Source organism: Terribacillus saccharophilus (assembly GCF_002272075.1).
Classification (GTDB): Bacteria; Bacillota; Bacilli; order Bacillales; family Amphibacillaceae; genus Terribacillus; species Terribacillus saccharophilus_A.
Genome location: NZ_NPBJ01000021.1, coordinates 157,146 through 180,522 on the forward strand (window position 1 = coordinate 157,146; position 23,377 = coordinate 180,522).

Here is a 23,377-nt window from a genome sequence, read left to right on the forward strand (position 1 = left end):
AGGTGGGAACTAGAAAGCAACGACAAGCATGGTGTGAAGTCGTTTGTGTTACACTATACAAAGAATGTGAACGAAAAAGGAGTGTTTAGGCATGGCAGAAGCAGTAGAAACCATGGACGGCTGGTATTGCCTGCATGATTTCCGTGTAATGGATTGGACAAGCTGGAAACTGGCTTCCGAGGATGTGCGTCAAGCAGCAATCGAGGAATATCAGAACTGGCTTTCAAATATGGAACAAGTTGAGGAAGCGAATAATGGCAGTCAGCTTGTCTATAAGATTATCGGTCATAAAGCTGACCTGATGTTTATGATTATGCGTCCGACAATGGATGAATTGCAGGAGATCGAAACAACTTTCGATAAAATGCAGATCGCATCTTTCATGACGAAAAGCTTCTCTTACTTATCTGTTGTTGAGCTCTCCAAATATATGAGCAAACCTGGTGTTGATATCGAACAAAAACCAGAGGTACAAGCACGTCTGAAACCAATTCTACCTCGTTGGGATTATATGTGCTTCTACCCGATGGATAAACGCCGGATGAATGAAGACAACTGGTATTCACTTGAAAAAGATGCTCGCTCGAAACTTATGTATGAGCACAGCAAAACCGGCCGTAAATATGCTGGTCAAATCAAACAGATCATCACAGGTTCGTTCGGTTTCGATGACTGGGAGTGGGGCGTTACATTATTCGCACACGATCCGCTGCCGATCAAGAAACTAGTATATGAGATGCGTTTCGATGAAGTTAGCGCACGATACGGCGAATTCGGTGATTTCTATTTCGGAAATAAGTTAGATAAAGAAGCAGTATCTACCTACTTCCATATTTAACGAAAGCTGGACCAATTTGGTCCGGCTTTTTTTATTCCCTTGTTCTACTCTCCTCCCAGGCTTCATATCATGTCAAAGAACAGGCATGAGTTCCTTGGACATGAGGTAAGGCGATAATCGGTTGTGAAGGCGCAGCGTGTCTTGTATTCATGATAGTCGCACGATCGATCTCAATTCCCGCCTTCACAGTTTCAGCCAGCCCGACTGTCTTCTGAAAGGATATAGGAAAGGGGAATGAAAATGAGTAAGAATCCGAATCAAGAAAATCAGTCTCCAGGCACCCCGCAGTATCAGGAACAGAGCCAGGCCTATACTTACCCGCAAGTCCCGAATTATAGCTACCCAACTCGTCAGCAAAACCAGCCTTTTTTCCCGCAGCAGCAGCAACAACAGCAACAGCAAGTTCCGTCACAAGTTCAAGGCGGAGGGCCAGCAGGACCAGGACTGCCAGTTGAGCAATCTTATATCGAAAACATTCTGCGTCTGAATCGAAACAAGCTGGCCACCGTGTATATGACCTTCGAAAACAATGACCGCTGGAACGCAAAAATCTTCAAAGGCGTGATCGAGGCTGCCGGCCGTGACCATCTTATCTTACGTGATCCAGAGAACAACCGCCGTTACTTATTATTGATGGTATATCTCGATTATGTAACATTCGATGAACCGCTTAATTATAGTTACCCTTTTGGAAATCCAGGCGGCACTGCAACTTATCCACCACGATAAAAAAACCTCTGCTTCGGCAGAGGTTTTTTTCTTATAGATATTTAATTGCGGAATAGCCGAGCAGCACCCATCCGATCAGGAATGCCACTCCGCCTACTGGCGTAATGATAGCAAAGATCGTGATCCCGCTGACAGCATATATGTAAAGTGTTCCTGAAAATAGCAGGATGCCCGCGATAAAGAAACCGCCAGCAGTCGTCAAACTGCCTGCTTGAATCTTCTGGAGCAATAATGCTACCCCGATAATGACCACTGTATGGAACATTTGATATTGAACTGCTTTCTCCCACGTGGCAATTGCCTTCTCAGACAATCTCCCTTCTAATCCGTGCGCTCCGAATGCTCCAAGTGCTACAGTAATGAAACCACTTATGGCTCCGATTATGAGTAATGCTTTCATTTTTCTGCTCCTTTATATCAAAAATCGAACAATGACTTGCCGTTCGATTCGTCGTCATCTTCTTCAAATGCTTTTTTGGGCGGCTGCTGGTCCGGCCATTCCCCTGTCATTGCTGCCCATTCTGCTGCAGAGGGGCTTACTGCTGCTTCTGACGGTTTAGACACCTGCGTTTTGACTGGACGCTCACCTTGCAAGAACAAGTCACACATCGAACGGACCGCCCGAACGTGCTCCCGCTGCTTTTGGACATCATCAAGGTCTAATGCCCGTTCTAGCTCCTCTTTCATATGCCGAAGCACTGCTTCTTCACTTAACAACTCGAACACCTCCATCGTTTTGCTACTACCTGCATTATAACAGATATAAAAGACAAAAATTAACCCCGCAAACAAGAACATATGTTTCTTTCTGTCAGAAACAGGTATACTGTTCATAACATATACATATAGGAGGACGAGAAATGAAGACAGATGATCTAGAAGAACTGATGACCTCTAACAGAATTACAGGATTCAGTATGGCTTATATGGAAGACGGTCATTCTTTGCAATCCTTTTGTATGGGGTATGCAGATCAAGTCATAAGGAGGACGATTGACACTTCCACCGCCTTCCATGCCTGCTCTGTCAGTAAATTCGTTACAGCTTTGCTCAGCCTAATTCTTTTTTCAAAGGACAATCTTTCATTAGACACCAATGTCAATGACCTGCTCCGCAAGTGGAAGTTGGACGATAGAATCTATAACGCACCTAGTCTGCGACAGTTGCTTCAGCATCAAGGCGGCATCATTGATCCGGAGCACAGTTTCCCTACTCTACCTCACAATTCAGCTTCATTCAGCACTGCCAAGATTTTGGAAGGCACAACAATTGCATGTTCAAAGCGTATCGTGACAGAATACGAACCTGGCACAGTATTCTCCTATAGTGATGCAGGTTATATGATTGTACAGCTTGCATTGGAGGATGCGTATCAGCAGCCTTTCCATGTACTTATGAAAAAGCATGTCTTCGAACCCTTAGGCATGATGGACAGTTCCTATCACGAAACTCTGCGTCGACCGTTTGCGTATGGACATCAGAATCTGAACCCAATTCCTAATCTATACCCTTACTACCCATATGATGCTGCATGTGGATTGTGGACAACACCGATAGACTTAATGAAGCTTGTTGACGCATTCCACCGGGCCATACAGGGATTTCCCTCCACTATTATTGACAATAAAGTCGCAACGGAAATGCTTCAGCCTAATGCAACGATTCCGCACGTCGGGTCCGGGGTCTTTTTGGATACTACAATGGGAGTTGCAGAATACACTGCGCTCGGCTGGGGAGAAGGCTTCCAGTGCTTGCTGGCAGGAAAACCGGAAACTGGAGACGCACTTGTGTGCATGATCAATACGAATCCCGGCAAACATCAGATGGAAGGCTTTCTAGGCGACATATATAAACGTTCCTCCTTAGCCAGCATATAAGAAGACCCGCCACATGGCGGGTCTTCTGTTATTGCGCTTGCTTCAGTATATCTGATTGTTCGGCGACATATTGTTCATGCATCCATTTCAGGAAATCATATTCTGTGGCTGTGGAAGGGCGTTTCATTTCCTGTTCCACTTGGTCGACTAAAGATAAAAAGCTAATCATTGCTAATTACCTCCTCTGGTTATACCTCTACCATCATTCTAATAGAGAAATGTATGCATGACAACAAATTTTCAAAATATTCACGACAAATTAATAGTTCTTACTTAAATCTATTAATCTTCGCTATTCTGCAGACGCAGCTCCAAATGACTGATCCGCTGCTTCAGAGAATCAACATCTGCTTTCGTAGCAAGTCCTAGATCATTGACTTTCTTCTGCATGTGCTCTTGATTCTTCTCGTTCCACTCATTGGATTTCGCTTCTCCTTTATCTACAAAACGCTGAATCAAATCCTTCGCTTGCTGTGGCGTAATCTCTCCCTTTGCCACTAACTCTTTCAATTTTGCATCCAGCTTTTCCTTCCCAGCCAAAGCAGCACCAACACCTAAAAGAAATCCTTTGCGTAACAAATCTGCCATTATCATAACCTCCTAGTTTTATTTATGGATCTAAGCAGCAGAACATGCTTGATGAAGAGAATTAACCATAGTCCAAAGAATAGGAATGTCAGGATAAACCCGACGAGGACAAGCCATAATGTATGCTGAATGATTCCTTGGATGCCCGTGTATGCCGAACCTGCTGTCAAGACGAGTAACAGAACCGTGTAAAAGAAGTAGAAATGGTGCAGCAGCTGGTTTTTTTGTTTATCCCTTTCCCAGCCGCGCTGCTTCTCCCCGTCAGTGAGCCAGTCAACGAGTGCTCTGGGCATCGACAGGAATGGACGAAGTGAATTGGTGATGATACCAGTATAGATGGAACTATGTTTTTTCGATCCTCTCATCCAGCGCAGGATGACAGGTTTTCCCCATTCTACTAGATCTGCTTGCGGGTAAATGACAGCTACCAGGCCAATAGCCAAGAAAACTGCCCGCCCGAGGAAGGCAAAATCTGCCGGGAGTTGTATCGGCTGTTCCTTTACAATCACCTGCAGCTCCTCCATCAGCTTCAAGAAGGATTCCGTGTCTCCTACATCAAGCTGACCTCCTTTGTACAAATCCACTGTTTTTCGAAGAATCCGTTTCACTTTTTCCGAATCTGCGGATGGAAGCAAAAACTCCATTTTGTAGAGAGCTTGGATGACAGTCTCATAATCATCGAGCACAATTCCCTGGATTGCCTCCCGTAAGTATTCGGTATCTGCTGCTCTGATTTCACCAACCATACCAAAATCGAGCAGTACGATTTTCCCATCAGGCTGGACCATGATATTGCCTGCATGAGGATCGGCATGGAACATACCGCTGTTTAGAAACTGATCAGAAAAAAATTGGAAAAGTGCTTTAGCTACTTGCTCACGGGGAATCTTTTGGGCATCCAGATAATCTGTATCCGTCACTTTCCGCCCCTCAACCCAGTCCATTACAAGCACTCTGCCCGTGCAGAGTTCCGGATAATAATCTGGCACTTTGATGTCCGGATTTCCTTTGTACCGTTTCTTGAAATAATCCGCATGCTCCAGTTCTTTCTGGAAATCTAATTCCCGGCTGATGATTGTTACTACTTCCGCGTACAGAGCCTTCATATCCGATTTCTTTCCGATACTCGTAAATTTGCGGAGCAGGAAAAAAATGATTCGTAGTGCTTTAAAATCCATATGGAATATCTGTCTGACATTATGCCGCTGGACCTTAACCGCAATCTTACGACCGTTTTGCAAGTATGCTTCGTACACTTCACCGATAGAAGCAGAAGCAACAGCTTTAGGGTTTAAGTGCACAATCTCCGTCTCATAACGGCTGCCAAGCTCTTCCTTTAATATTGCTTCCGAATGTGTAAATGATGTCGGCTTTACCCTGTCGACGAGGCCTTCCATCTCCCGAATGAATATCTTAGGCAGCAAGTCAGCACGCGAACTGAGAAACTGACCTAATTTAATCAATAATCCGCCCTTTTTCTCCGCAGTTTTCCGATACTCCCGTGCCTGCTTTGTCAGTAATGCTTCCCATTCCTGTTTATCCTGTTCGTCCCACACGCGGCTATGCAGCAAATAAAACCAGTAGATCTGCATCATAAATCGGATGACCATCCAAACGATAGCCATAATACGACGGGTGGATTTGACACGCATTTGCACACCTCATTTTCAGACAATTGCCTTCTTTCTTGCTATTTTCTATTATAGCTAGTACTTCTCTTGCTTGTCTATTAACCTGCGGCTGTGTCGAAAAACGTAAAAATATCAGTTTTATAAATATTTTTTAATAAAACAGTTTATTTTTCTTCGGAAAACGCTTACAATATTGATATATAAGACTGATGGTAAAATCAAAAACCCTTAACGGAGGTATAGTATGTCTAGCATATCTAAAAATGCTGTTCTGCCTGAAAAACGTTCCGTCGAAAATAACAAGTCAAATAAACAATTTTTGTACCCATCTTACCTGCTTGAAAACCAGCTGATGGATGCTGTATCCGATGGTGATTTGAATGGGGCATTATCTATAATTGAAAGCCTTTCTACTTCTGAACGCCCGAAGTATGCCTTCCAACCGCTACGGTCAGCAAAAAACCAATTGATCAGTATCTGCACGCTGTACACGCGCGCTATCTTGAGAGGCGGCGCTTCTCAAGAAGTAGCATCAAGCCTCAATATGACTTATATGCTTGAAATCGAGAACTGCCAGACAGAGCAGGAACTTTCCGAATTGGAATATGATATGCTTGTTCGTTTTATCGAAGGCTTGAATAAGAGCAGAGCCACACAATACTCCAACATCATCAATGAAGCTATCGGCTATATCCAATCACATATTTTGGAGGATCTGAGCTTGCAGGCAATCAGCTCTCACTGTAATGTGAATCCAAGCTACCTTTCCCATTTGTTCAAAAAAGAAGTTGGTGTTTCCACAGTCCAATTCATCAATCAAAAGAAGATTGAGGAAGCTAAATACTTCCTGCTTCATACAAACCAATCAATTGCTGACTTGGCTAAGAAGTTCAACTTCTGCAACCAAAGCTATTTCACAGCTCAATTTAAATTCTATACATCCATGACACCAAAACAATTCCGCGACTCACGCGCAATTTAAAAAATACCGCACAGGTTCACACCTGTGCGGTATTTTTTATGGGCTTTTAAGCTCGATCAATGGTTTCCATATCCGCAGCATCCAGCGCTGGGAAAGCACCATTACTATGCTTAGCGTGACAATTAGGAGACCTAATACATCCAGGCTATTACTTACCTCAAATAAATCATCCACTCTAATCCACTGGATGAAAAATCCGTGCAGAAGATAGACATACAATGTCCGTTGTCCATATTTTGTAAACGGCATCTTTTTATTTGGAATAAGCGCCAGTACACTAATCATCATAACTCCTGAGAACAGATAAACTAGTAACCGAATCAGTCCTCCTGCTTCCCCGGCTCCTAAAACTGCATAAGATTTCGATCCGAGCAGCCAGTCAGTCGGGATGTCAGGATAAAGATAGAATAAAGCACCTGCTGCAATTAGCAGCAGACCGCCTCCTATCCTTATCGGTATTTGCCGAAGTACAGCAAGCTGCTCTTTTGTCACCCAATAACCGATTAAGAAAAATGGAAAGAAAACAAACGTCCTGGAAAGGCTTAATGCCCCTCCAATTTCATTAAGGTAACCAACTAACAAACCGATGAATACAGCTAGCGGAATACCGAGGCTAGGACGTATTCTTTTAAATAGAATCAGCAGTATATGCCAGCAGAACAAGCTAAGCAAAAACCACAGTGCCCATTGCGGCACAAGAATGGATTCCATCCAGCCATCTTTTCCGATCATAAAGTAGTAAATCGTGTAGATGACTTGAAAAAACAGAAACGGTAAAAGCAGCTTTTTCGCTAGCTTTTCAACAGCAGCCTTATTCCCAGCTCCCCTGGCAAAGAAACCAGCTAAAAAAATGAAAACGGGCATATGAAAGGTATATATCCATGTATAGCTCATCTGCAGGAACAACATGTCCTGATACGGCTGAATTAAATGTCCAAATACGACAAAGGCAATCATAAGCAATCTTGCATTATCAAAATACGCATCGCGTTCCATACTATCGCTTCCTTCTTCAGGATGTATTCTTCCATAGTAAGGAGCATGGAGCAGAAACGCTATAGCATATGCCCTTTCTTCATTGACTTGTTAGCAAGCTGTCAAGGCGCTGTCATAAACGACATGCATGTGTAAAATGACCGGAAGAATTATCCAGCTTCCGGTTTCTTTTTAGGTCGGCTTGCCGTTTTCTTCCTGGTTGTCTTCTTAGCTGCCGGCTTGTCCTTTTTCGCTTTATCGAGTGATGCCTGCAATGCGTCCATCAAATTCGTTACGTTGTTCGGCTGTTTCTTAGCTGTCGGGATATGGACTTGTTCATGATCACGCTTAGCCTGAATCAAATCGAGCAAGGCTTCGCGATAATCATCATTGTATTTCTCCGGATCAAAGGTTGCTGTCAGCTGTTCAATAAGCAGCTTGGCTGTCTTGAGCTCTTTATCGACAATAGCATCTTCAGCAGGGATGTTTGGCACATCAGCGACGTTGCGAACCTCATCGGGATAATGGATGGTCTCTACAACTAGTACATTCTTATACACCCTGATGACAGCTAGCTGCTGCTTCGAACGGATGACCATAGAGGCAACGCCAATCTTCCCTGTATCCTCAAGTGATTTCCGCAATAAACTGTATGCTTTTGTTCCGCCTTCATTTGGAGACAAATAGTAACAGCGTTCAAAGTAGATAGGATCGATTTCCTCCAAGCTGACAAAATCGACGATCTCCACTGCTTTGTCTTCCTGCTCTTTCTGCAAAGCCTGTAACTCATCCTCATCCAGAACCACGAATTTATTTTTCGTGTATTCATAGGCTTTGACGATATCCTCCGTCTGTAATTCCTTCTCACAATGAGGACAAACTTTTTCATACTTGACCGGTGTGTTGCACTCTTTATGCAGCTGCCGCAGCTTCACATCTTTATTCTCTGTAGCAGCATGCATCTTTACGGGAATATTCACAAGCCCGAAGCTGATTGTACCCTTCCACATCGTATGCATGAACTGTTCACTCCTTTTTAGCTTAGTTTGTACGTCTGTTCCATGTTTAATTCCGGTGTATTTCCTCAAACTAAAGAAAAGGAGCGAGATACGATGCAAGTAATGAAACCGATCTATAGGGATACCTGTCCCTCCGGGGAAGGATGGATATATGAGGTGAAATATGACGGGTTTAGAGCCATTTTGACAGTTACGACTGACAATGTAACGCTGACAAGCAAGAATGGAATCGACTTATCCGAGCAATTTCCGGAGATCATCACGTATGCTGAGCAGCAGAAGCAGTTAGCTGATAAGCACATTCCTTTCTCGATTGATGGTGAACTAATCGTGCCGAAAAATGCACGAAGCGGAGATTTTGGCTTACTCCAAACACGCGGCCGATTAAAATCAGCTGATCGAATCAAGCAGGATGCTTCTAATCGACCTGCTGTGCTGATGGCTTTTGATCTGCTGGTTGATGGCGGGAAAAGTCAGGAAAGACGGCGGCTGTCCTCCCGGAAACAAGCATTGCTGGAGCTAATCGATCTATTCGATGATCAAAAAGGAGCTATCCAATACGTGAGTTATTCCTTAGACTCAACTGTACTGATGGATTCTGTCATTTTGCATCAAGGTGAGGGTATCATAGCCAAACGCTCAGCCAGTACATATAAGACCGGTAAACAGCATCATGATTGGTATAAGATAAAGAATTGGCGTACAATCACCGCAGTCTTAACTGCTTATGATAAGGAAAATGATTATTTTCATGCGCAGCTGGCAGATGAAACAGGTCATTTTGTGCCGATTGGAAAATGTAAGCATGGGTTGGAAGAAACAGAGCGAAGCACACTTACTGCTTTTTTTAAGGAAAATGGAAAAACAGAACATAATCTCCTTCTACTCCCTCCAGCTGTTTGTGCCAAAATAAATTGTCTCGGGCAGGCGGACGAGGAATTACGTGAGCCTAGATTCCATAGTTTAGCCCCCACAGTGACAGCAGCCGATTGCACAGAGCAACAAGCAGCTATAGATCTTGCCCAGTTTCCGCAATCAGTCGAGCTGAGCAAGCTGGACAAGCTATATTGGGAAGAAGCACATATTGATAAGCTGCGTTATCTGCTTTATATTCGGACGGTAGCTCCATTCATGCTGCCTCATATGATAAATCGGGAGATGACGATTATCCGCTGCCCTGACGGAATTGAAGCGGACTTTTTCTATCAGAAGCACAGACCCGATTATGCACCCGATTTTATACCTGATACGAAATCCTTGCAGTGCCCAGATTTGCAGACTTTGATTTGGTTCGCTAATCATGGGAGTATCGAATTTCATGCACCATTTCACCATATCGGAAATGATTTCCCCCGGGAAATCGCGATTGATCTTGATCCGCCAACGGCAGATGCACTTTCTCTGGCCATCAAGGCTGCTAATTTGCTAAAAGAATGGCTGGATCAAATGCAGCTCACTGCATTTATCAAGACTTCCGGCAGCAAAGGTTTGCAGCTGTACATTCCGTTACCAGAAAACCAGCTAACCTATGAACAAGCAGGCACCTTCACGGAAGCTTTGGCAAGATTGCTCGTCCAGCAGCATCCAGATCTATTCACAATCGAAAGAATGAAAAAAAATCGGCAGGAGCGTTTGTATATCGATTACGTCCAGTTCGGGATGGGAAAAACACTGCCAGTTCCATACACAGCGCGAAAACGCAGCAGCGGCACCGTCAGTACTCCATTGTTTTGGGAGGAAGTTAGACAGGGTCTCTCACTTGAAGACTTCACCATTTTCACTGTGCCAGAGCGTATACGCCAAAAAGGCTGCCCCTTCGCTTCCTATGAGGAAGCGAGGAACAGCCAAAGGCTGGATTCTATTATCCAATTAGTATGATCATTTGAATTCGAACGCCCATGCTCCTTGGCGGAAGACTGCGACTGTAGTGCCGTCTTCCTTCACGCCATCGATATCAAGATCGGCAGATCCAATCATAAAATCTTCATGCATGATACTATCATTCACGCCTGCTGCTTCGAGTTCTGCAGCTGTCATATCATTGCCGCCTGCAATACAAGTAGGATATGCCTTTCCTAATGCAAGGTGACAGGAAGCATTTTCATCAAACAATGTATTATAGAAAATCAACCCGGATTGTGAAACTGGAGACTTATGCGGAACAAGTGCTACCTCGCCAAGTCGTTTCGCACCAGCATCAGCTTCCAGAAGGTTTTTCAACGCTTCTTGGCCTTTTTCCGCCTTATAGTCTACCACTTCGCCATCCTTGAAAGTCAGTTGGAAATCCTCAATCAGCTGGCCATTGAAATTGTATGGCAATGTACTGGATACAGTACCATTCACACCATTCTTGTGCGGCATTGTGAATACCTCTTCAGTCGGGATATTGGCGTTGAAATCGACCCCTGCATCTGTCGGACCAGAACCACCGCTCCAAATATGCCCTTTCGGAAGCTCGATTGACAAATCCGTGCCCTTCGCTTTATAAATCAATTTTGTGAACTGCTGCTTATTCATATAATCTGCAGCTAGGTGCAGCTGTTTATTATGCGCCTTCCATGCAGCATTGGGATCCTCATTTCCCGTCACACGGCTGATGCGCAGGATTTCTTCCATCATTGCTTCCTGTGCTTCCTCGACCGATTTTTCAGGGAACACTTTCTTGGACCATGCTACAGTCGGATAAGCAACAATCGACCATTGCATCTTGTCTTTCATCATATAATCACGATATGGTGTTAATCCTTTTCCAGCAGCTTTCATATAAGCTGCAACTTTGGATCCATCTACTTTCTCCAAAAGATCCGGATTCTCTCCAAGGATATTTAGAACTGCGTAATTATCCTTGACCATTTCGTTACGAGCATGGAATTTCCAAGCAGGTACATTTTCTAAAGCTTCAATTGGAGCATGTGTATAACGCTGAACAACCAGCTCATCATCTAACCATTCTGTATGTACATCTTTAGCACCTGCTTTGTACGCCTCTTCCGCTACCATTCGTGTGAAACGTACCGATTCAATCGGTGCAACAAGCAGTAATCCTTGTCCTTTTTGAAGATTAACACCGGTCTGGATAGCCAATTTGGCAAATTGGCGCAGCTGTTCTTCGAATTTTTTCATTTGATTACCCCTCCATTAAAACAAATATACCCACCTATTATAACGTAAAATTAGAATATTCACGAAACATAAGCGAAGCTGAGACATAACTGAATGCTATGGCATAAAAACAATAATGTTACTGAGCACCAATCAAAAAACCCGAACTTACGCAAGATTCACGTAAAGTTCGGGTTTTGATATAGCTGAAATAATTTTTATCTTATCCTCTATTCGTTTGTCAAAGCTTGCTCCAACGTTTCGATATTTTTATTCATCAGGCTGAAGTAATCCTCGTCTGCATCAATTTCATCCTCGGTCACCGTCTCTAGGTTATGGATTCTGAGTACGTCAGCTCCGATTTCATCTTGAACAATGGTTGCAACCTTCGGCGAGATATTTTGTTCGAACAACACATAGTTCAGTTTGTTATCTTCTGCAGTATGGATAATTTCCTCCAGTTCTTTCTGTGAAGGTTCATTTGTCGGCGATAGACCGGTTATGGCAATTTGTTCGATCCCATAACGATCCTCCCAGTATCCATATGCTGCATGGGAAACGATGATCTTCTTGTTATCCTTACCTTCTACAGCCTGCTGGAATTTCTGATCAAGCTCATCTAATTCTTCTGCTACAACTGTATAGTTGTCTTCATATGTCGACTTATTATCTGGATCAAGCTCAACAAGCGTATTTTTCATATTCTCTGCCATCTGCTTTGCACGCTCTGGATCTAGCCAGTAATGTGGATCGATGCTGCCATGATCGTGCTCTTCTTCTGAAGCCTCTTCTTCAGTAGCTTCATGGCTATGATCATGTTCTTCCTCAGTAGCTTCATGACTATGATCATGTTCTTCATCGAAAGGAAGCAAGTTGATACCATCTGCTAATTGCGCAATCTTAACATCTTCGTCTCCTACCGCATCAGCAATCGTTTTGGCATATGTTTCTAACTCATCGCTCGAATAGAGAAATGCATCTGATTTAGCAATATCCACCATCTGATTCGACGTTGGTTCGAAGTTATGTGCGTCACTTCCTGGCGGCAGCACAGACTCCACTTCTACTTGGTCACCACCGATTCGCTCAGCAAAATACTGAATCGGATAAATTGTTGTATATATCTTCATTTTCCCGTCTTCACTGCTATTCTGACTGCCGCCATCAGAACAAGCTGCAAGCAGAACTAAAAGTAAGGCTGTGCTGATTAAAAATAATGATTTCTTCAAAATAATTTCCTCCCGTTACATCGTATAAGCTCTAATCGAGATTATATCGTAACCATTACTATTTGTAAACAGTAATAATTACGTTTCGACCACAAAAAAATACTGCCTATCAATTATTGACAGGCAGGGCAAATGCCATACACTTCGAAATTATGGTTTTCTATTGTATAGCCACCCGGTAGCACCGTTTTCACATCTGCTATCGGACAGACATCAATTGCTTTCGTAATGCCACATTGTTTGCAGATAAAATGATGATGATGGCCTTCTATATTGCAGTGAAAACGAAAATGTTTATCTCCGTCAATTGCAGTCATCTCCAGGATACCAAGTTCGGCCATTGTATAAAGATTACGATACACAGTATCATAGCTGGCACTTGGAAAATCCTCACGAAATTCTTTCCAAAGATCGGTCACCGCGGAATACTGGGATCGTTTCTGAAAAATATCCAGCAGTTTTTCGCGCTGCTTTGTCTGTTTAAAGCCATTTTCTTTCAGAATATGCATCGCACGTTCACTATTCATACACTTTCCGTCCTTTATCTTGCAAGATTATTAAGAGTTTTTCTCGATATTCAAGTCGGCCTCTAAGCTGACCTCCACATTACCTTTAATTGCTCTTGTGATCATACAGCTTTCTTCCGCTTTTACGGCTAGCTTCTCCAGCATCTGGAATTGCTTCTCAGTCGCTTCTTCTTTCAAGTATACTGTCGGCCGATGGATAATTTGCTTGTAAGTAATAACTCCATTCGTTTCATCGACGATACCTTCTGATTCCAATTTCATAGACGCTAATGGCAAATGCGCGCGTTCGATCATTGCCGCTAGCGTGATGATGTAGCAAGTAGCTGCTGCACCGAGCAGCATCTCATCCGGATTCGTACCAATGCCAGGACCACCCATTTCTGGCGGAATGCTGATTTCCGTCTTTAGGTTTCCTGTTTCAATCGAACCAGAGCTGTTTCTGCCTCCCGGCCAGGTTGCTGCTAAATGAAAGTGATGTTCTGACATGGTACTCGTCCCCTTCTTCTATCTGTATACTACCTTCTATTTTAACGCTTATGAGCTAGAAAAACAAAATGTCTGTTCAAAAAAAGACCTTCTACCATTTAGTAGAAGGTCTTCCTTTTTATTCAGTTCCTTCAGCAGAATCCTCTTTCTTATGCTCCACTTTGTTCTTGCCGGATACAATCCAGCCGATAACTGCGATTGCTACTAATATACCGTAGAATGTAATTTTCCACGCTGTAGAGTGTGCGAAATCATGCGGCAGTACGCCTAGTGCATCGTGGGAAAGCGTACTAACGACAAGCTTAATCCCAACCCATCCAACGATAATGAAAGCTGCTACTTCTAAAGCAGGTCTTGTATGGAGAAGATCTACAAATACATTCGCCGCAAAACGCATGATGATGATACCGATCATACCACCTGCTAGGACGACAGCGAATTGTCCAGTATCCAAGCTTCCTACATTACCTATTCCGGTTGGCGGAAGTGCGACAGCTAGTGCTACTGCTGCAAGAATAGAGTCGACAGCAAAAGCAAGGTCAGCAAGTTCGACTTTTAAAACAGTCATCCAGAAGCCACTTTCTTTTTTCGGCTTCTTATTTGCCACGTCATTATTCTTGGCACTGAATTTGTCGTACAGATTTTTTATGGATATAAACAATAGGTACGCCGCACCTATAGCCTGTACTTGCCATACATCAACAAGGAAGGAAATGACGAATAGAGAGGCGAAGCGAAGAACAAATGCTCCGACCAGTCCATAGAAAAGTGCTTTTTTACGTTGTTCTTCAGGCAAATGCCTTACCATGATTGCGAGAACTAGTGCGTTATCCGCGGCAAGAATACCTTCCAGCCCGACAAGGACGATTAGAACCCAGCCATACTCAAAAAGTAATTGTGCATCCATGTAGTTACGCTCCTTTAAGTGTAGTATGCGATTATTTTTGCAATCATACCCCAGCTTAGTAAAGGCGTAACACTTTTTATTAAAAAAAGCGAGACCTTTACCAAGAAGGTAAAGGTCTCGCTAACAACGTCTGAGTTGCCAATAAAGCCGGAGATTTCTCTCGGAATGACGACTTTACTGTACAGCTACTCCCCTTTAAAAGCATATTGCGCTTATCACACATTCAGTCTATTGGAATATCAGAAGAATGTCAACAAATTATTGCAGGTAGTTACCAAGATCTGCTTTCAGCTTTTCTAACAGCTCTAAACTGCTTTCGCGGCTTGCACTGTTAACGCCATAATAACTCTTGATTTTCGGTTCAGTTCCAGATGGACGCAAGCACACCCAGCTATCCTTCTCGAGGAAGAGCTTGATTACATTTTCCTTTGGAAGCGTCAGCTGCTCTTCTGTATCAGAATCAAGATTGTGCCGTGTCTGAGTGGAATAATCCTCCACTGCAAGTACCTTCAGACCGCCAAGCTCTTGTGGTGTATCTGCACGTACAGCGTCCATCATAGCGGCAATCTTCGCAGCGCCATCCTTACCTTTTAGCGTAATGGAATGAAGATCCTCCAAGAAGAAGCCATGCTTCTCATATAATACATGCAATGCTTCAAGCAATGTCTTGCCTTGTGCGCGCCAATGGGCAGCCATTTCGCAAGCAATCATAGCAGCCTGAACTGCATCTTTATCGCGAACAAAGTCACCAATCAAATAGCCATAGCTCTCTTCATAGCCAAACAAAAATTTCTCGTCTGTTGTTTCGAATTGCTTGATCTTTTCTCCGATATACTTGAAACCAGTAAGCGTATCAATTGTATCGACGCCATATGAAGCTGCTACTGCACGGCCCATTTCCGTCGTTACGATTGTTTTGACAAGTTTTCCGTTGCGCAGATCATCTTCTGAAGCATTCGCCAGCACATAATCCAGCATCAAAGTACCAAGCTGGTTCCCTGTCAGCACTTGATATGCACCTTTTCCGTCCTGTACTGCAACTCCTAGGCGGTCTGCATCCGGATCAGTTCCAATCAGTACATCCGCTCCAATTTCCTGCCCTTGCTCCATTGCAAGAGTAAAGGCTTGATGCTCTTCAGGATTCGGAGATTCAACTGTAGAGAACTCCGGATCAGGCTGCGCCTGCTCTTTGACCACATGTACGTTTTGGAAGCCAAGCTGATCCAAGCCGCGCAAAACAAGATCATGAGATGTTCCGTGCAGCGGAGTGAATACGATTTGAAGCTTGTCCAATTGCTCTTTCGCGGAATCAGACATATTCGAGATCGTTTTCAGTTGCTGCAGGTAGGCATTGTCCACATCTTCCCCTATAACATGCAGCAAACCATTTGTACGAATAGTTTCCAATTCTTCAACTTCTACAGCCAGTTCGTTTTCCACTTTCGCAATTTCAGCAATGATTGCTTCTGCCTGTTCAGGAGGAATTTGGCCACCATCTTCGTTATAAACCTTAAATCCGTTGTATTCAGGTGGGTTATGACTTGCTGTGATCATGATACCAGCAGCAGCTTTCAGATGCCGTACGGCAAATGATAGTAACGGAGTCGGTCGTAAAGACTCGAATACGTGCGCACGAATACCATGTGCTCCAAGAACACGTGCCGTTTCATCCGCGAACTCTGGAGACATGTAACGGGAATCATAAGCAACCGCCACGCCACGATCCTTGTAATCAGAAATGTTATTTTCCATATATACAGCTAATCCTTCTACAGCTTTGCGAACAGTATAGATGTTCATACGGTTCGTCCCCGCACCAAGCACACCGCGCATACCGCCTGTACCAAATGTTAATTCTTTATAGAAAGCATCTTCCAAAGCTGCTTCATCATCAGCGAGCTTCGTCAGTTCCTCTTTATATTTCGGATCAAGTGTTTTAAATGTACTCCATTTTTTATATGTATCTTGCCATACCATGTGCTTTCCTCCTGAAAAATAAGTATAGTGACATCCTACCACATTATAAGTGGAAATGGCGCGAAATCCCATCCTGCTGGAAATTTAACAAATACTTGTGGAATGGGTTACGCCATAGCCTGGCTATGCTATGCTAGGCTATATCAATAATTGGAAAGGATACTGATCTAAGTTGACTCAGAAAAAATGGTTCCAAGGCCTTGTGGCCGCTGTTCTGACTTTCACACTTATACTGTTGATTGCGAAAGTCGATTTCATCTTCCAGCCTCTGGCTACATACATAGGAGCGATTGCATTCCCGATGATTGCGGCCGGCCTTCTATTCTACATCACTAAACCGCTCGTGCGGCTTCTGGAGAAGATCCGCTTCCCAAAATGGGTAGCCATCCTAACGATATTCCTGCTCCTGATTGGTCTTGTATATCTCGTCTACAAGTTCGCTGCACCAATCGTACAAAACCAATATCAGGCATTGGTAAATAACATTCCGGGCATCACGAATCAACTAACGTCGATTGTGGACTACTGGGAAGAGAATCACTCTGCATTGCCAGATCAAGTGGAGGAATCCATCCAAAATTTCGCAACAAACTTACAATCCAGCCTGCAGGATATTCCAGGTTATCTGATCGGATTCATCTCCAGCCTGGTCAACTTCCTGTTCACATTGGTTTTGATACCCTTTTTCTTATTCTTTATGCTTAAAGACGGGGAAAAATTGATTCCATTTATAACAAAATTTTTCGATAAGAGAAAAGGGGAAAGTGTGAAAAAGCTGATGGAGGATTTGAACCATACGCTAGCATCCTTCATCCAAGGCCAGTTTATCGTAGCGATGTGTGTCGGCACAATGCTATTTATCGGATATGCGATTATCGATCTCAAGTATGCCTTTACTCTCGCAATTATCGGGCTGGTCTTTAACGTTATTCCGTTTCTCGGACCATACCTAGCTGCTGTACCTGCTATTCTGGTTGCTTTATTCCAGGAGCCAAAACTAGCTATCTTAGCTGCAGTCGTCATGCTTATCGCACAGCAGATTGAAGGAAACCTGATTTCTCCAAATGTCATGGGAAAAGCACTGAGTATACATCCACTGACGGTTATTACGCTTATATTGGCAGCCGGAAACATCGCCGGTTTCCTCGGTCTTCTGTTCGTCATCCCATTCTATGCGGTGTGCAAAACTATCATCTCCCACTTCTACCATGAATGGGTCGATTATAGGATGAAGAAAAAATCTGCTGCTGGGATTCAGGCAGAATAGGAGGTCACAATATGGTAAACAATCAGCCTCCCTTATGGACAAAAGCCTTCATTTTCTTATTGCTGGGCAATTTGTTCACTTTTATGAGCTTCCAGATGCTGCTGCCGAATCTGCCGCCGTATATCGCCTCCATTGGCGGCAGCAGCTTGCAGGTTGGATTGGTAACAACAGCATTCTCGATTGCCGCTATTTTAATCAGGCCATTCATTGGTCATTTCCTGCTGACGAAGAAAAGGAAAACGCCGATACTGATCGGTTCTTTCCTTTTGCTCGTCTGTGCAATTCTTTATCCCTTCACTCAAATCGTTACGCTTCTATTAATTTTCCGCTTTCTGCATGGGGCTGCTTGGGGATGGAGCACCACTACAAACGGAACAGCAGCAGTTGATCTTGTACCGAGAAGGCGTGTCGGAGAAGGCATGGGATATTTCGGTCTCTCTATTACAATCGGTATGATCATTGCACCAAGTGTCGGCATCTTCCTCTATCAGACCTATAATTTTCGGACGCTCATATTTGTATCTATTATACTTGGCATGATTGCTTTTCTATTCCTGGCACTAACACGTTATGCTGAACCTGAAGCATTGGCACGAAACCAGGCCCAACCGCCAAAATTTTCATTTTTCAAGTCATTAATCGAAAAGAAAAGCGCCTATCCTGTATTCATTACATTCCTGACGTCATTCGGGTACGGTTCCATCGTCACTTATCTTGTTCTTTTTGGACAGGAACAGCAGCTTACCGGTACATTCCTCTTCTATTTGGCCAACGCTTTATGCGCAACAGTTTCCAGACCATTTACAGGCCGATTGTTCGATTCCAAAGGACCCTGGATTCTAATCATGGGTTGTTCCGTTATTGCTTTCCTTGCCATGTGGATACTCAGTGTAGCATCAGCTAATTGGTACTTCATCGTCTCCGGTGCCTTGTTCGGGCTCGGTTATGGGTCTATGATCCCCGCTTTGCAAGCGTGGACAATTTCTAAGACAGATGTCGAAAGAAGCGGCATAGCCAATGGGATGTACTATTCATCTATCGATTTTGGCATCGGCTTGAGTGCTGTTATCCTTGGCCTTCTGCATCAATTCGTTTCGACATCTACCCTTTTCCAAATGTCGAGTTTCTTGTTTTTGCTCGTATTTTTGTTCACGTTGACCGATTTTGTTATCAAGCGTCGAAGAGATCGGCAGCCTGCACTTAATGTAAATAAATTATAAAGAATACAACAAAAATGAGATAAATCGGCAAACGCGGGTAAATAGGTACTATCGTCCTTTTTTCTGCATACTTTGGAGCTTTCATTTGTATTTATTTATAAAAGCATGTAGTATAGGGATAATATTTTCAACATTGTATTTATTTCGAATAGCGATGTTGATGCTGTGTCTCTTCCATAACCTGTTTCAGAGCGGCAGCGGTTTGCAAGGGATTTCCCCGGGAACCGGGAATTCAGGCTTGCAAGATAACTGATTCCGCCTGAATGGGCTATTGAAGACTGATTTAGGGTATTCCATACTTAAAAGGAGGATCTACTTATGCAGACTACAAATGTTTTGGAGCTGAAAAAACAGTACGAACAAACACATTTCGAGCTGTTGAAATTGTTGAACGAACAGGCAAGCCTTAAGCAGCAGCTGAAGGATCTTCCTGAAAGTGAACGCAGCCAGTCTGAAAAGCTTCTTCTGGCAGAACTGAAAGCACAGAATGAAGCTGGTGTGCTTGGAGAATCCACAATGGACGCTATCTTCAAGGCTGTTATGCAAGCTAAGACGAAAGAAGAAGAAGCTGCAAGCAAGCGCCCAATGCTTGTGTCCCGTGCTTATAAAAACGAAGATACAGTTATCGACTTGAAGGGTGAAAAAGTCGGTACTGGCAAAGCAAGCTTCGTCTTTGGACCATGTTCTGTGGAAAGCTATGACCAAGTGGCTGCGGTAGCGGAATCCTTAAAAGACAAAGGACTTAAATTACTTCGCGGCGGTGCCTTCAAACCCCGTTCTTCACCATATGACTTCCAAGGCTTAGGTGTAGAAGGCTTGGAAATTCTGAAGCGTGCAGCGGATGAATATGATTTGGCTGTTATCAGTGAAATCGTAACTCCGCATGACATCGAGAAAGCACTTGATTTTGTCGACGTGATCCAAATCGGCGCACGTAACGCACAAAACTTCGAATTACTAAAAGAAGCAGGACGCACAAACAAACCTATTCTGCTTAAGCGTGCACTGTCTGGTACAATTTCAGAATTCATTGCAGCGGCTGAATATATCCACTCCGAAGGTAATGGTCAAATCATACTTTGTGAACGCGGTATCCGCACATATGAAACAGCAACACGGAACACACTGGATATTTCGGCTGTACCGATTCTGAAACAGGAAACGCATCTTCCTGTCATGGTTGACGTAACACACTCTACTGGCCGAAAAGATATTATGCTTCCATGTGCAAAAGCTGCATTGGCTGTCGGTGCAGATGGAGTAATGGCTGAGGTTCATCCGAATCCTGCTGTTGCATTGTCTGATGCAGGTCAGCAAATGGATATTCCAGCATTCGATAAATTCTATAGTGAACTTGCTGCTTTCCAAGCCAAGATCTAAAACCAAAAGGACCGTCACAAAAAGTGACGGTCCTTTTTTATTGAAAGTCGATTGCGCAGCTTTCGGCCACATGGCGATAGCCGATTTTCTGATATAGCTTGTTGGGACCAGGATTATCCGCATTTGTGAACAGGCAGCAGAACTGTTTTCCTTCATGAAGAAATTTCTCTGAAAGTGCAGCTACTAATCCTTGAGCATACCCTTTTCGCTGCTGTTCTTCCGGGGTAAAAACTGCGTTAATGACAATACCATTCCGGCTTTCTCTCGAGCACCCCGCCATACTTACGATATCTCCGTCCACCATCCAAAGATACATCCGCTCTTGCGCAATCATCCTGCCGATAACCGTGCCCGCTCGATCCTCTGTCATATGTTCTCCAGTAACTTCTCCGAATCGTACGAGCCAGTCACGCAACAGCGAAAAATCATCGTTATTGGCTGCACGCATCTCCCCTCTGGCAGCACCTGTATCTTTGACTGTATCGAGCTGATAAATGAACTGATTCATATGGACCTTAATTTGCTTTCCGTAAAGCTGCTGCCAAGCACGCGCAAACTGATTGGCCTGTTGCACAGGTCCGATGACGCCTGGAAGATCGGGCGTCAATGTTTGTACGAGCTGAGCCAGCTCGGCTGCTTCTTCATCAGTCCATACTGTTTCATGAGAAAGAATGATTCGATTCCCTTTGGTATGCAAGAAGACTGTGCGAATGCTGTCATGATCCTCTCCATAACCAAAAACCGATCCCATATCTTCTCCCCCAGCCATTCTGCCAAGCAAACCCAAAAGTAAGTTATTCTCTGCTTCATGCTTCAATAAAACTGATTCAGCCTTTACAAGCAACCTATTCACATCCTGCTCCAGAATAAAATGCATTCTTTCCCCTCCCGCTTGACGTTTAGACTTCTTCTTTTCTATTCTAAGTGTAGAGGTGATGATATGAATAAACAAGAGCTGGAAACCAAACTGGCTGAATTGAAAATGACGTATGCAAGTGTGCAGGCAGACGCTGATAAACTGGCATCAAGCGGTGCAGGCGCAGCCCACATGGAAAAACAGCTTGAGGCGATGGAAATCGAGATAAAATCGCTTCGCCAGCAACTCCGGACACTGGAATAATTCCCAAGTTCCCGGATATACTACAATACATGCACTGTATTTGGATTACACATAGAAAAAGCGTATAATGGATATAATGAAAACGCATTTTTTGCGTTTATTTTTTTAAGGGAGAGAATTTATACATGAATAGTCCGGATGATCCTGGGAGTCCAGTTTTACTCCAACTCGTATTGATTGGTATTTTAACAGTACTAAATGCTTTTTTTGCTGCAGCGGAAATTGCATTGGTCTCACTGAATAAGAACCGCATTTCACAGCAAGCAGATGAAGGCGATAAGAAAGCAGCCTTGCTGCAAAAGCTTATTGCTGATCCGAGTAAGTTTATCGCTACGATCCAAGTAGGTATTACGCTGGCAGGATTCTTCTCAAGTGCCTCAGCTGCTACCGGACTTGCAAATCGATTCGCTGGTGTATTGGGAGATATCCCTTACGCACAGCAAATTAGCGTTGTGGTCATCACTATCTTGCTGTCTTATGTAACACTTGTGTTCGGTGAATTGTTCCCAAAAAGGGTTGCCCTTCAAAACGCGGAGAAGATTGCCAGATTCTCTGTCACACCGATACTATTTATCAGTAAAATCGCAATGCCATTCGTTAAATTCCTTTCCTTCTCCACGAATGTACTTGTAAAAATCACTCGTGTAGGAAGTGATGCAGAAGCTGAGAAGGTCTCCAGGGAGGAGATTAAGCTTCTCGCTCAGACTGGACAGCAGGAAGGTATCTTGAATGCGGATGAGTTCGGCATGATCAAAGGGGTTTTTGACCTTGATGATAAGATAGCGCGCGAAATCATGACACCGCGGACAGATACATTCACACTGAGCATTGATACCCCGGCAGAAGAGCTCGCAGATATTCTGCTGGAACAGAAGTACTCCAGAATTCCAGTCTACCAGACAGACAGCGATACAATCGTTGGTATATTGAACATGAAGGATTATTTCAAAGCAGTACGGGAGTATGGATTCGATGGAGTCCGACTCGAAGCGATTTTACGCGAAGCACATTTTGTACCTGAGACAAAATACATTGATGATCTTCTAAAAGAATTGCAGCAGACACATAATCATCTTGCTATCCTGATCGATGAGTATGGCGGCTTCTCTGGTATCGTAACAATGGAAGACATGATTGAGGAAATTGTCGGAGATATAGATGATGAATACGATGAGATAGAAGGAGAACTTACCCGTATCGATGACAATACGTATATGGCGAGCGGTTCCCTGCAGATCGATGAATTCAATGATTTCTTTGACACAGATATCGATGTTCCGAACTTCGATACGATTGCCGGCTTCATTCTAAGCCGCATTGGAACGATTCCAGATGAAGATGCCGATACAGTTGTGGAATATGAAAACATGCTCTTCACTGTAGAATCTGTACGGGATAATCGACTGGAAAAAATCAAAATTGAATTGAAACGCCCTCATAGTGAGGCAACTGTTTAAAATAAGAAACTGCCTGTTCCAATACAGGCAGTTTCTTATTTTTCCGACTAAAAAGCGATGAAGCAC

The 23,377-nt window shown here is 43.6% G+C and carries 24 protein-coding genes; 10 read left to right on the forward strand and 14 right to left on the reverse strand.

All coding sequences use genetic code 11. From position 1 onward, the window contains the following. Positions 1-91: 91 nt before the first annotated feature. Together hemQ and gerQ are read left to right on the forward strand one after the other, a co-directional pair. The gene (hemQ, locus tag CHH48_RS11050) at positions 92-838 is read left to right on the forward strand and encodes a hydrogen peroxide-dependent heme synthase (RefSeq protein ID WP_095219298.1); all 747 of its coding nucleotides are present in this window, start codon (positions 92-94) and stop codon (positions 836-838) included. Between the two features lie 234 nt (positions 839-1,072). Further along, positions 1,073-1,567 (forward strand): spore coat protein GerQ, encoded by a 495-nt coding sequence (gene gerQ / locus CHH48_RS11055; protein ID WP_095219297.1) that lies wholly within the window; start codon positions 1,073-1,075, stop codon positions 1,565-1,567. A 31-nt stretch (positions 1,568-1,598) separates the two neighbouring features. On the opposite strand, the gene CHH48_RS11060 is transcribed toward gerQ, so the two are convergent. Both CHH48_RS11060 and CHH48_RS11065 read right to left on the reverse strand, forming a co-directional pair. Then, positions 1,599-1,967, reverse strand: a complete 369-nt coding sequence (locus CHH48_RS11060; RefSeq protein ID WP_095219296.1) for a DUF423 domain-containing protein — start codon at positions 1,965-1,967, stop codon at positions 1,599-1,601. A 17-nt stretch (positions 1,968-1,984) separates the two neighbouring features. Continuing rightward, positions 1,985-2,284, reverse strand: a complete 300-nt coding sequence (locus tag CHH48_RS11065; RefSeq protein WP_095219295.1) for a YwdI family protein — start codon at positions 2,282-2,284, stop codon at positions 1,985-1,987. Between the two features lie 143 nt (positions 2,285-2,427). Here CHH48_RS11065 and CHH48_RS11070 point away from each other — a divergent pair, with 143 nt between their 5' ends. Next, positions 2,428-3,444 (forward strand): serine hydrolase domain-containing protein, encoded by a 1,017-nt coding sequence (locus CHH48_RS11070; RefSeq protein ID WP_095219294.1) that lies wholly within the window; start codon positions 2,428-2,430, stop codon positions 3,442-3,444. Between the two features lie 28 nt (positions 3,445-3,472). On the opposite strand, the gene CHH48_RS19540 is transcribed toward CHH48_RS11070, so the two are convergent. From CHH48_RS19540 to CHH48_RS11080, 3 genes are all read right to left on the reverse strand, one after another. After that, positions 3,473-3,613: a hypothetical protein gene (locus CHH48_RS19540; RefSeq protein ID WP_164072094.1), complete on the reverse strand. Its 141-nt coding sequence runs from the start codon at positions 3,611-3,613 to the stop codon at positions 3,473-3,475. A gap of 113 nt (positions 3,614-3,726) precedes the next feature. Next, positions 3,727-4,032: a phasin family protein gene (locus CHH48_RS11075; RefSeq protein ID WP_095219293.1), complete on the reverse strand. Its 306-nt coding sequence runs from the start codon at positions 4,030-4,032 to the stop codon at positions 3,727-3,729. Between the two features lie 2 nt (positions 4,033-4,034). Next, a complete protein-coding gene (locus CHH48_RS11080; RefSeq protein ID WP_095219292.1) occupies positions 4,035-5,684 on the reverse strand; it encodes an ABC1 kinase family protein in 1,650 nt (549 codons plus the stop codon). Positions 5,685-5,907: 223 nt separating this feature from the next. Between CHH48_RS11080 and CHH48_RS11085 the strand changes: the two genes are divergently transcribed. After that, on the forward strand, positions 5,908-6,645 hold the full coding sequence (locus CHH48_RS11085; protein WP_095219291.1) for an AraC family transcriptional regulator: 738 nt from the start codon (positions 5,908-5,910) through the stop codon (positions 6,643-6,645). 36 nt (positions 6,646-6,681) lie between these two features. On the opposite strand, the gene CHH48_RS11090 is transcribed toward CHH48_RS11085, so the two are convergent. Both CHH48_RS11090 and ku read right to left on the reverse strand, forming a co-directional pair. After that, positions 6,682-7,641 (reverse strand): acyltransferase family protein, encoded by a 960-nt coding sequence (locus CHH48_RS11090; protein ID WP_095219290.1) that lies wholly within the window; start codon positions 7,639-7,641, stop codon positions 6,682-6,684. 149 nt (positions 7,642-7,790) lie between these two features. Then, on the reverse strand, positions 7,791-8,639 hold the full coding sequence (gene ku, locus CHH48_RS11095; RefSeq protein ID WP_095219289.1) for a non-homologous end joining protein Ku: 849 nt from the start codon (positions 8,637-8,639) through the stop codon (positions 7,791-7,793). Positions 8,640-8,732: 93 nt separating this feature from the next. Here ku and ligD point away from each other — a divergent pair, with 93 nt between their 5' ends. After that, positions 8,733-10,517, forward strand: a complete 1,785-nt coding sequence (ligD, locus tag CHH48_RS11100; RefSeq protein ID WP_176466427.1) for a DNA ligase D — start codon at positions 8,733-8,735, stop codon at positions 10,515-10,517. On the opposite strand, the gene CHH48_RS11105 is transcribed toward ligD, so the two are convergent. The 6 genes from CHH48_RS11105 to CHH48_RS11130 all read right to left on the reverse strand — a co-directional run bounded on the left by CHH48_RS11105 (position 10,518) and on the right by CHH48_RS11130 (position 16,867). Then, positions 10,518-11,762 (reverse strand): aminopeptidase, encoded by a 1,245-nt coding sequence (locus tag CHH48_RS11105; RefSeq protein WP_095219287.1) that lies wholly within the window; start codon positions 11,760-11,762, stop codon positions 10,518-10,520. 209 nt (positions 11,763-11,971) lie between these two features. Further along, positions 11,972-12,970, reverse strand: coding sequence for a metal ABC transporter solute-binding protein, Zn/Mn family (locus tag CHH48_RS11110; RefSeq protein ID WP_095219286.1), 999 nt, complete (start codon positions 12,968-12,970; stop codon positions 11,972-11,974). 113 nt (positions 12,971-13,083) lie between these two features. Continuing rightward, complete coding sequence (locus CHH48_RS11115; RefSeq protein ID WP_038563964.1) at positions 13,084-13,497, reverse strand: Fur family transcriptional regulator; 414 nt, start codon at positions 13,495-13,497, stop codon at positions 13,084-13,086. A gap of 30 nt (positions 13,498-13,527) precedes the next feature. Further along, positions 13,528-13,983, reverse strand: a complete 456-nt coding sequence (locus tag CHH48_RS11120; RefSeq protein ID WP_095219285.1) for an OsmC family protein — start codon at positions 13,981-13,983, stop codon at positions 13,528-13,530. A 118-nt stretch (positions 13,984-14,101) separates the two neighbouring features. After that, the gene (locus tag CHH48_RS11125) at positions 14,102-14,890 is read right to left on the reverse strand and encodes a TerC family protein (protein WP_095219284.1); all 789 of its coding nucleotides are present in this window, start codon (positions 14,888-14,890) and stop codon (positions 14,102-14,104) included. Between the two features lie 258 nt (positions 14,891-15,148). Beyond that, positions 15,149-16,867 (reverse strand): phospho-sugar mutase, encoded by a 1,719-nt coding sequence (locus CHH48_RS11130; protein WP_095219283.1) that lies wholly within the window; start codon positions 16,865-16,867, stop codon positions 15,149-15,151. A 172-nt stretch (positions 16,868-17,039) separates the two neighbouring features. On the opposite strand from CHH48_RS11130, the gene CHH48_RS11135 reads away from it, so the two are divergent. From CHH48_RS11135 to CHH48_RS11145, 3 genes are all read left to right on the forward strand, one after another. Continuing rightward, positions 17,040-18,134, forward strand: a complete 1,095-nt coding sequence (locus tag CHH48_RS11135) for an AI-2E family transporter (RefSeq protein WP_095219282.1) — start codon at positions 17,040-17,042, stop codon at positions 18,132-18,134. A gap of 11 nt (positions 18,135-18,145) precedes the next feature. Then, on the forward strand, positions 18,146-19,354 hold the full coding sequence (locus CHH48_RS11140) for an MFS transporter (RefSeq protein ID WP_095219281.1): 1,209 nt from the start codon (positions 18,146-18,148) through the stop codon (positions 19,352-19,354). 318 nt (positions 19,355-19,672) lie between these two features. Beyond that, entirely contained in the window at positions 19,673-20,734 is a 1,062-nt protein-coding gene (locus tag CHH48_RS11145) for a bifunctional 3-deoxy-7-phosphoheptulonate synthase/chorismate mutase (RefSeq protein WP_095219280.1), read from the forward strand. Positions 20,735-20,771: 37 nt separating this feature from the next. Here CHH48_RS11145 and CHH48_RS11150 read toward each other — a convergent pair whose 3' ends face one another. Beyond that, positions 20,772-21,611, reverse strand: a complete 840-nt coding sequence (locus CHH48_RS11150; RefSeq protein ID WP_095219279.1) for a GNAT family N-acetyltransferase — start codon at positions 21,609-21,611, stop codon at positions 20,772-20,774. Positions 21,612-21,674: 63 nt separating this feature from the next. Between CHH48_RS11150 and CHH48_RS11155 the strand changes: the two genes are divergently transcribed. Beyond that, positions 21,675-21,854, forward strand: coding sequence for an SE1832 family protein (locus CHH48_RS11155; protein ID WP_095219278.1), 180 nt, complete (start codon positions 21,675-21,677; stop codon positions 21,852-21,854). Positions 21,855-21,979: 125 nt separating this feature from the next. After that, the gene (locus tag CHH48_RS11160) at positions 21,980-23,311 is read left to right on the forward strand and encodes a hemolysin family protein (protein ID WP_095219277.1); all 1,332 of its coding nucleotides are present in this window, start codon (positions 21,980-21,982) and stop codon (positions 23,309-23,311) included. Positions 23,312-23,377: the final 66 nt, after the last annotated feature.

Bases quoted from the DNA above. Each gene is read 5' to 3' on its own strand.
- CHH48_RS19540 (WP_164072094.1), bottom strand. From the start codon at position 3,613: ATGATTAGCTTTTTATCTTTAGTCGACCAAGTGGAACAGGAAATGAAA.
- CHH48_RS11080 (WP_095219292.1), bottom strand. From the start codon at position 5,684: ATGCGTGTCAAATCCACCCGTCGTATTATGGCTATCGTTTGGATGGTC.
- CHH48_RS11060 (WP_095219296.1), bottom strand. From the start codon at position 1,967: ATGAAAGCATTACTCATAATCGGAGCCATAAGTGGTTTCATTACTGTA.
- CHH48_RS11070 (WP_095219294.1), top strand. From the start codon at position 2,428: ATGAAGACAGATGATCTAGAAGAACTGATGACCTCTAACAGAATTACA.
- CHH48_RS11115 (WP_038563964.1), bottom strand. From the start codon at position 13,497: ATGAATAGTGAACGTGCGATGCATATTCTGAAAGAAAATGGCTTTAAA.
- CHH48_RS11090 (WP_095219290.1), bottom strand. From the start codon at position 7,641: ATGGAACGCGATGCGTATTTTGATAATGCAAGATTGCTTATGATTGCC.
- CHH48_RS11125 (WP_095219284.1), bottom strand. From the start codon at position 14,890: ATGGATGCACAATTACTTTTTGAGTATGGCTGGGTTCTAATCGTCCTT.
- CHH48_RS11160 (WP_095219277.1), top strand. From the start codon at position 21,980: ATGAATAGTCCGGATGATCCTGGGAGTCCAGTTTTACTCCAACTCGTA.
- CHH48_RS11105 (WP_095219287.1), bottom strand. From the start codon at position 11,762: ATGAAAAAATTCGAAGAACAGCTGCGCCAATTTGCCAAATTGGCTATC.
- CHH48_RS11145 (WP_095219280.1), top strand. From the start codon at position 19,673: ATGCAGACTACAAATGTTTTGGAGCTGAAAAAACAGTACGAACAAACA.
- CHH48_RS11155 (WP_095219278.1), top strand. From the start codon at position 21,675: ATGAATAAACAAGAGCTGGAAACCAAACTGGCTGAATTGAAAATGACG.
- CHH48_RS11140 (WP_095219281.1), top strand. From the start codon at position 18,146: ATGGTAAACAATCAGCCTCCCTTATGGACAAAAGCCTTCATTTTCTTA.
- hemQ (WP_095219298.1), top strand. From the start codon at position 92: ATGGCAGAAGCAGTAGAAACCATGGACGGCTGGTATTGCCTGCATGAT.
- gerQ (WP_095219297.1), top strand. From the start codon at position 1,073: ATGAAAATGAGTAAGAATCCGAATCAAGAAAATCAGTCTCCAGGCACC.
- CHH48_RS11130 (WP_095219283.1), bottom strand. From the start codon at position 16,867: ATGGTATGGCAAGATACATATAAAAAATGGAGTACATTTAAAACACTT.
- ku (WP_095219289.1), bottom strand. From the start codon at position 8,639: ATGCATACGATGTGGAAGGGTACAATCAGCTTCGGGCTTGTGAATATT.
- CHH48_RS11085 (WP_095219291.1), top strand. From the start codon at position 5,908: ATGTCTAGCATATCTAAAAATGCTGTTCTGCCTGAAAAACGTTCCGTC.
- CHH48_RS11120 (WP_095219285.1), bottom strand. From the start codon at position 13,983: ATGTCAGAACATCACTTTCATTTAGCAGCAACCTGGCCGGGAGGCAGA.
- CHH48_RS11075 (WP_095219293.1), bottom strand. From the start codon at position 4,032: ATGGCAGATTTGTTACGCAAAGGATTTCTTTTAGGTGTTGGTGCTGCT.
- CHH48_RS11150 (WP_095219279.1), bottom strand. From the start codon at position 21,611: ATGCATTTTATTCTGGAGCAGGATGTGAATAGGTTGCTTGTAAAGGCT.
- ligD (WP_176466427.1), top strand. From the start codon at position 8,733: ATGCAAGTAATGAAACCGATCTATAGGGATACCTGTCCCTCCGGGGAA.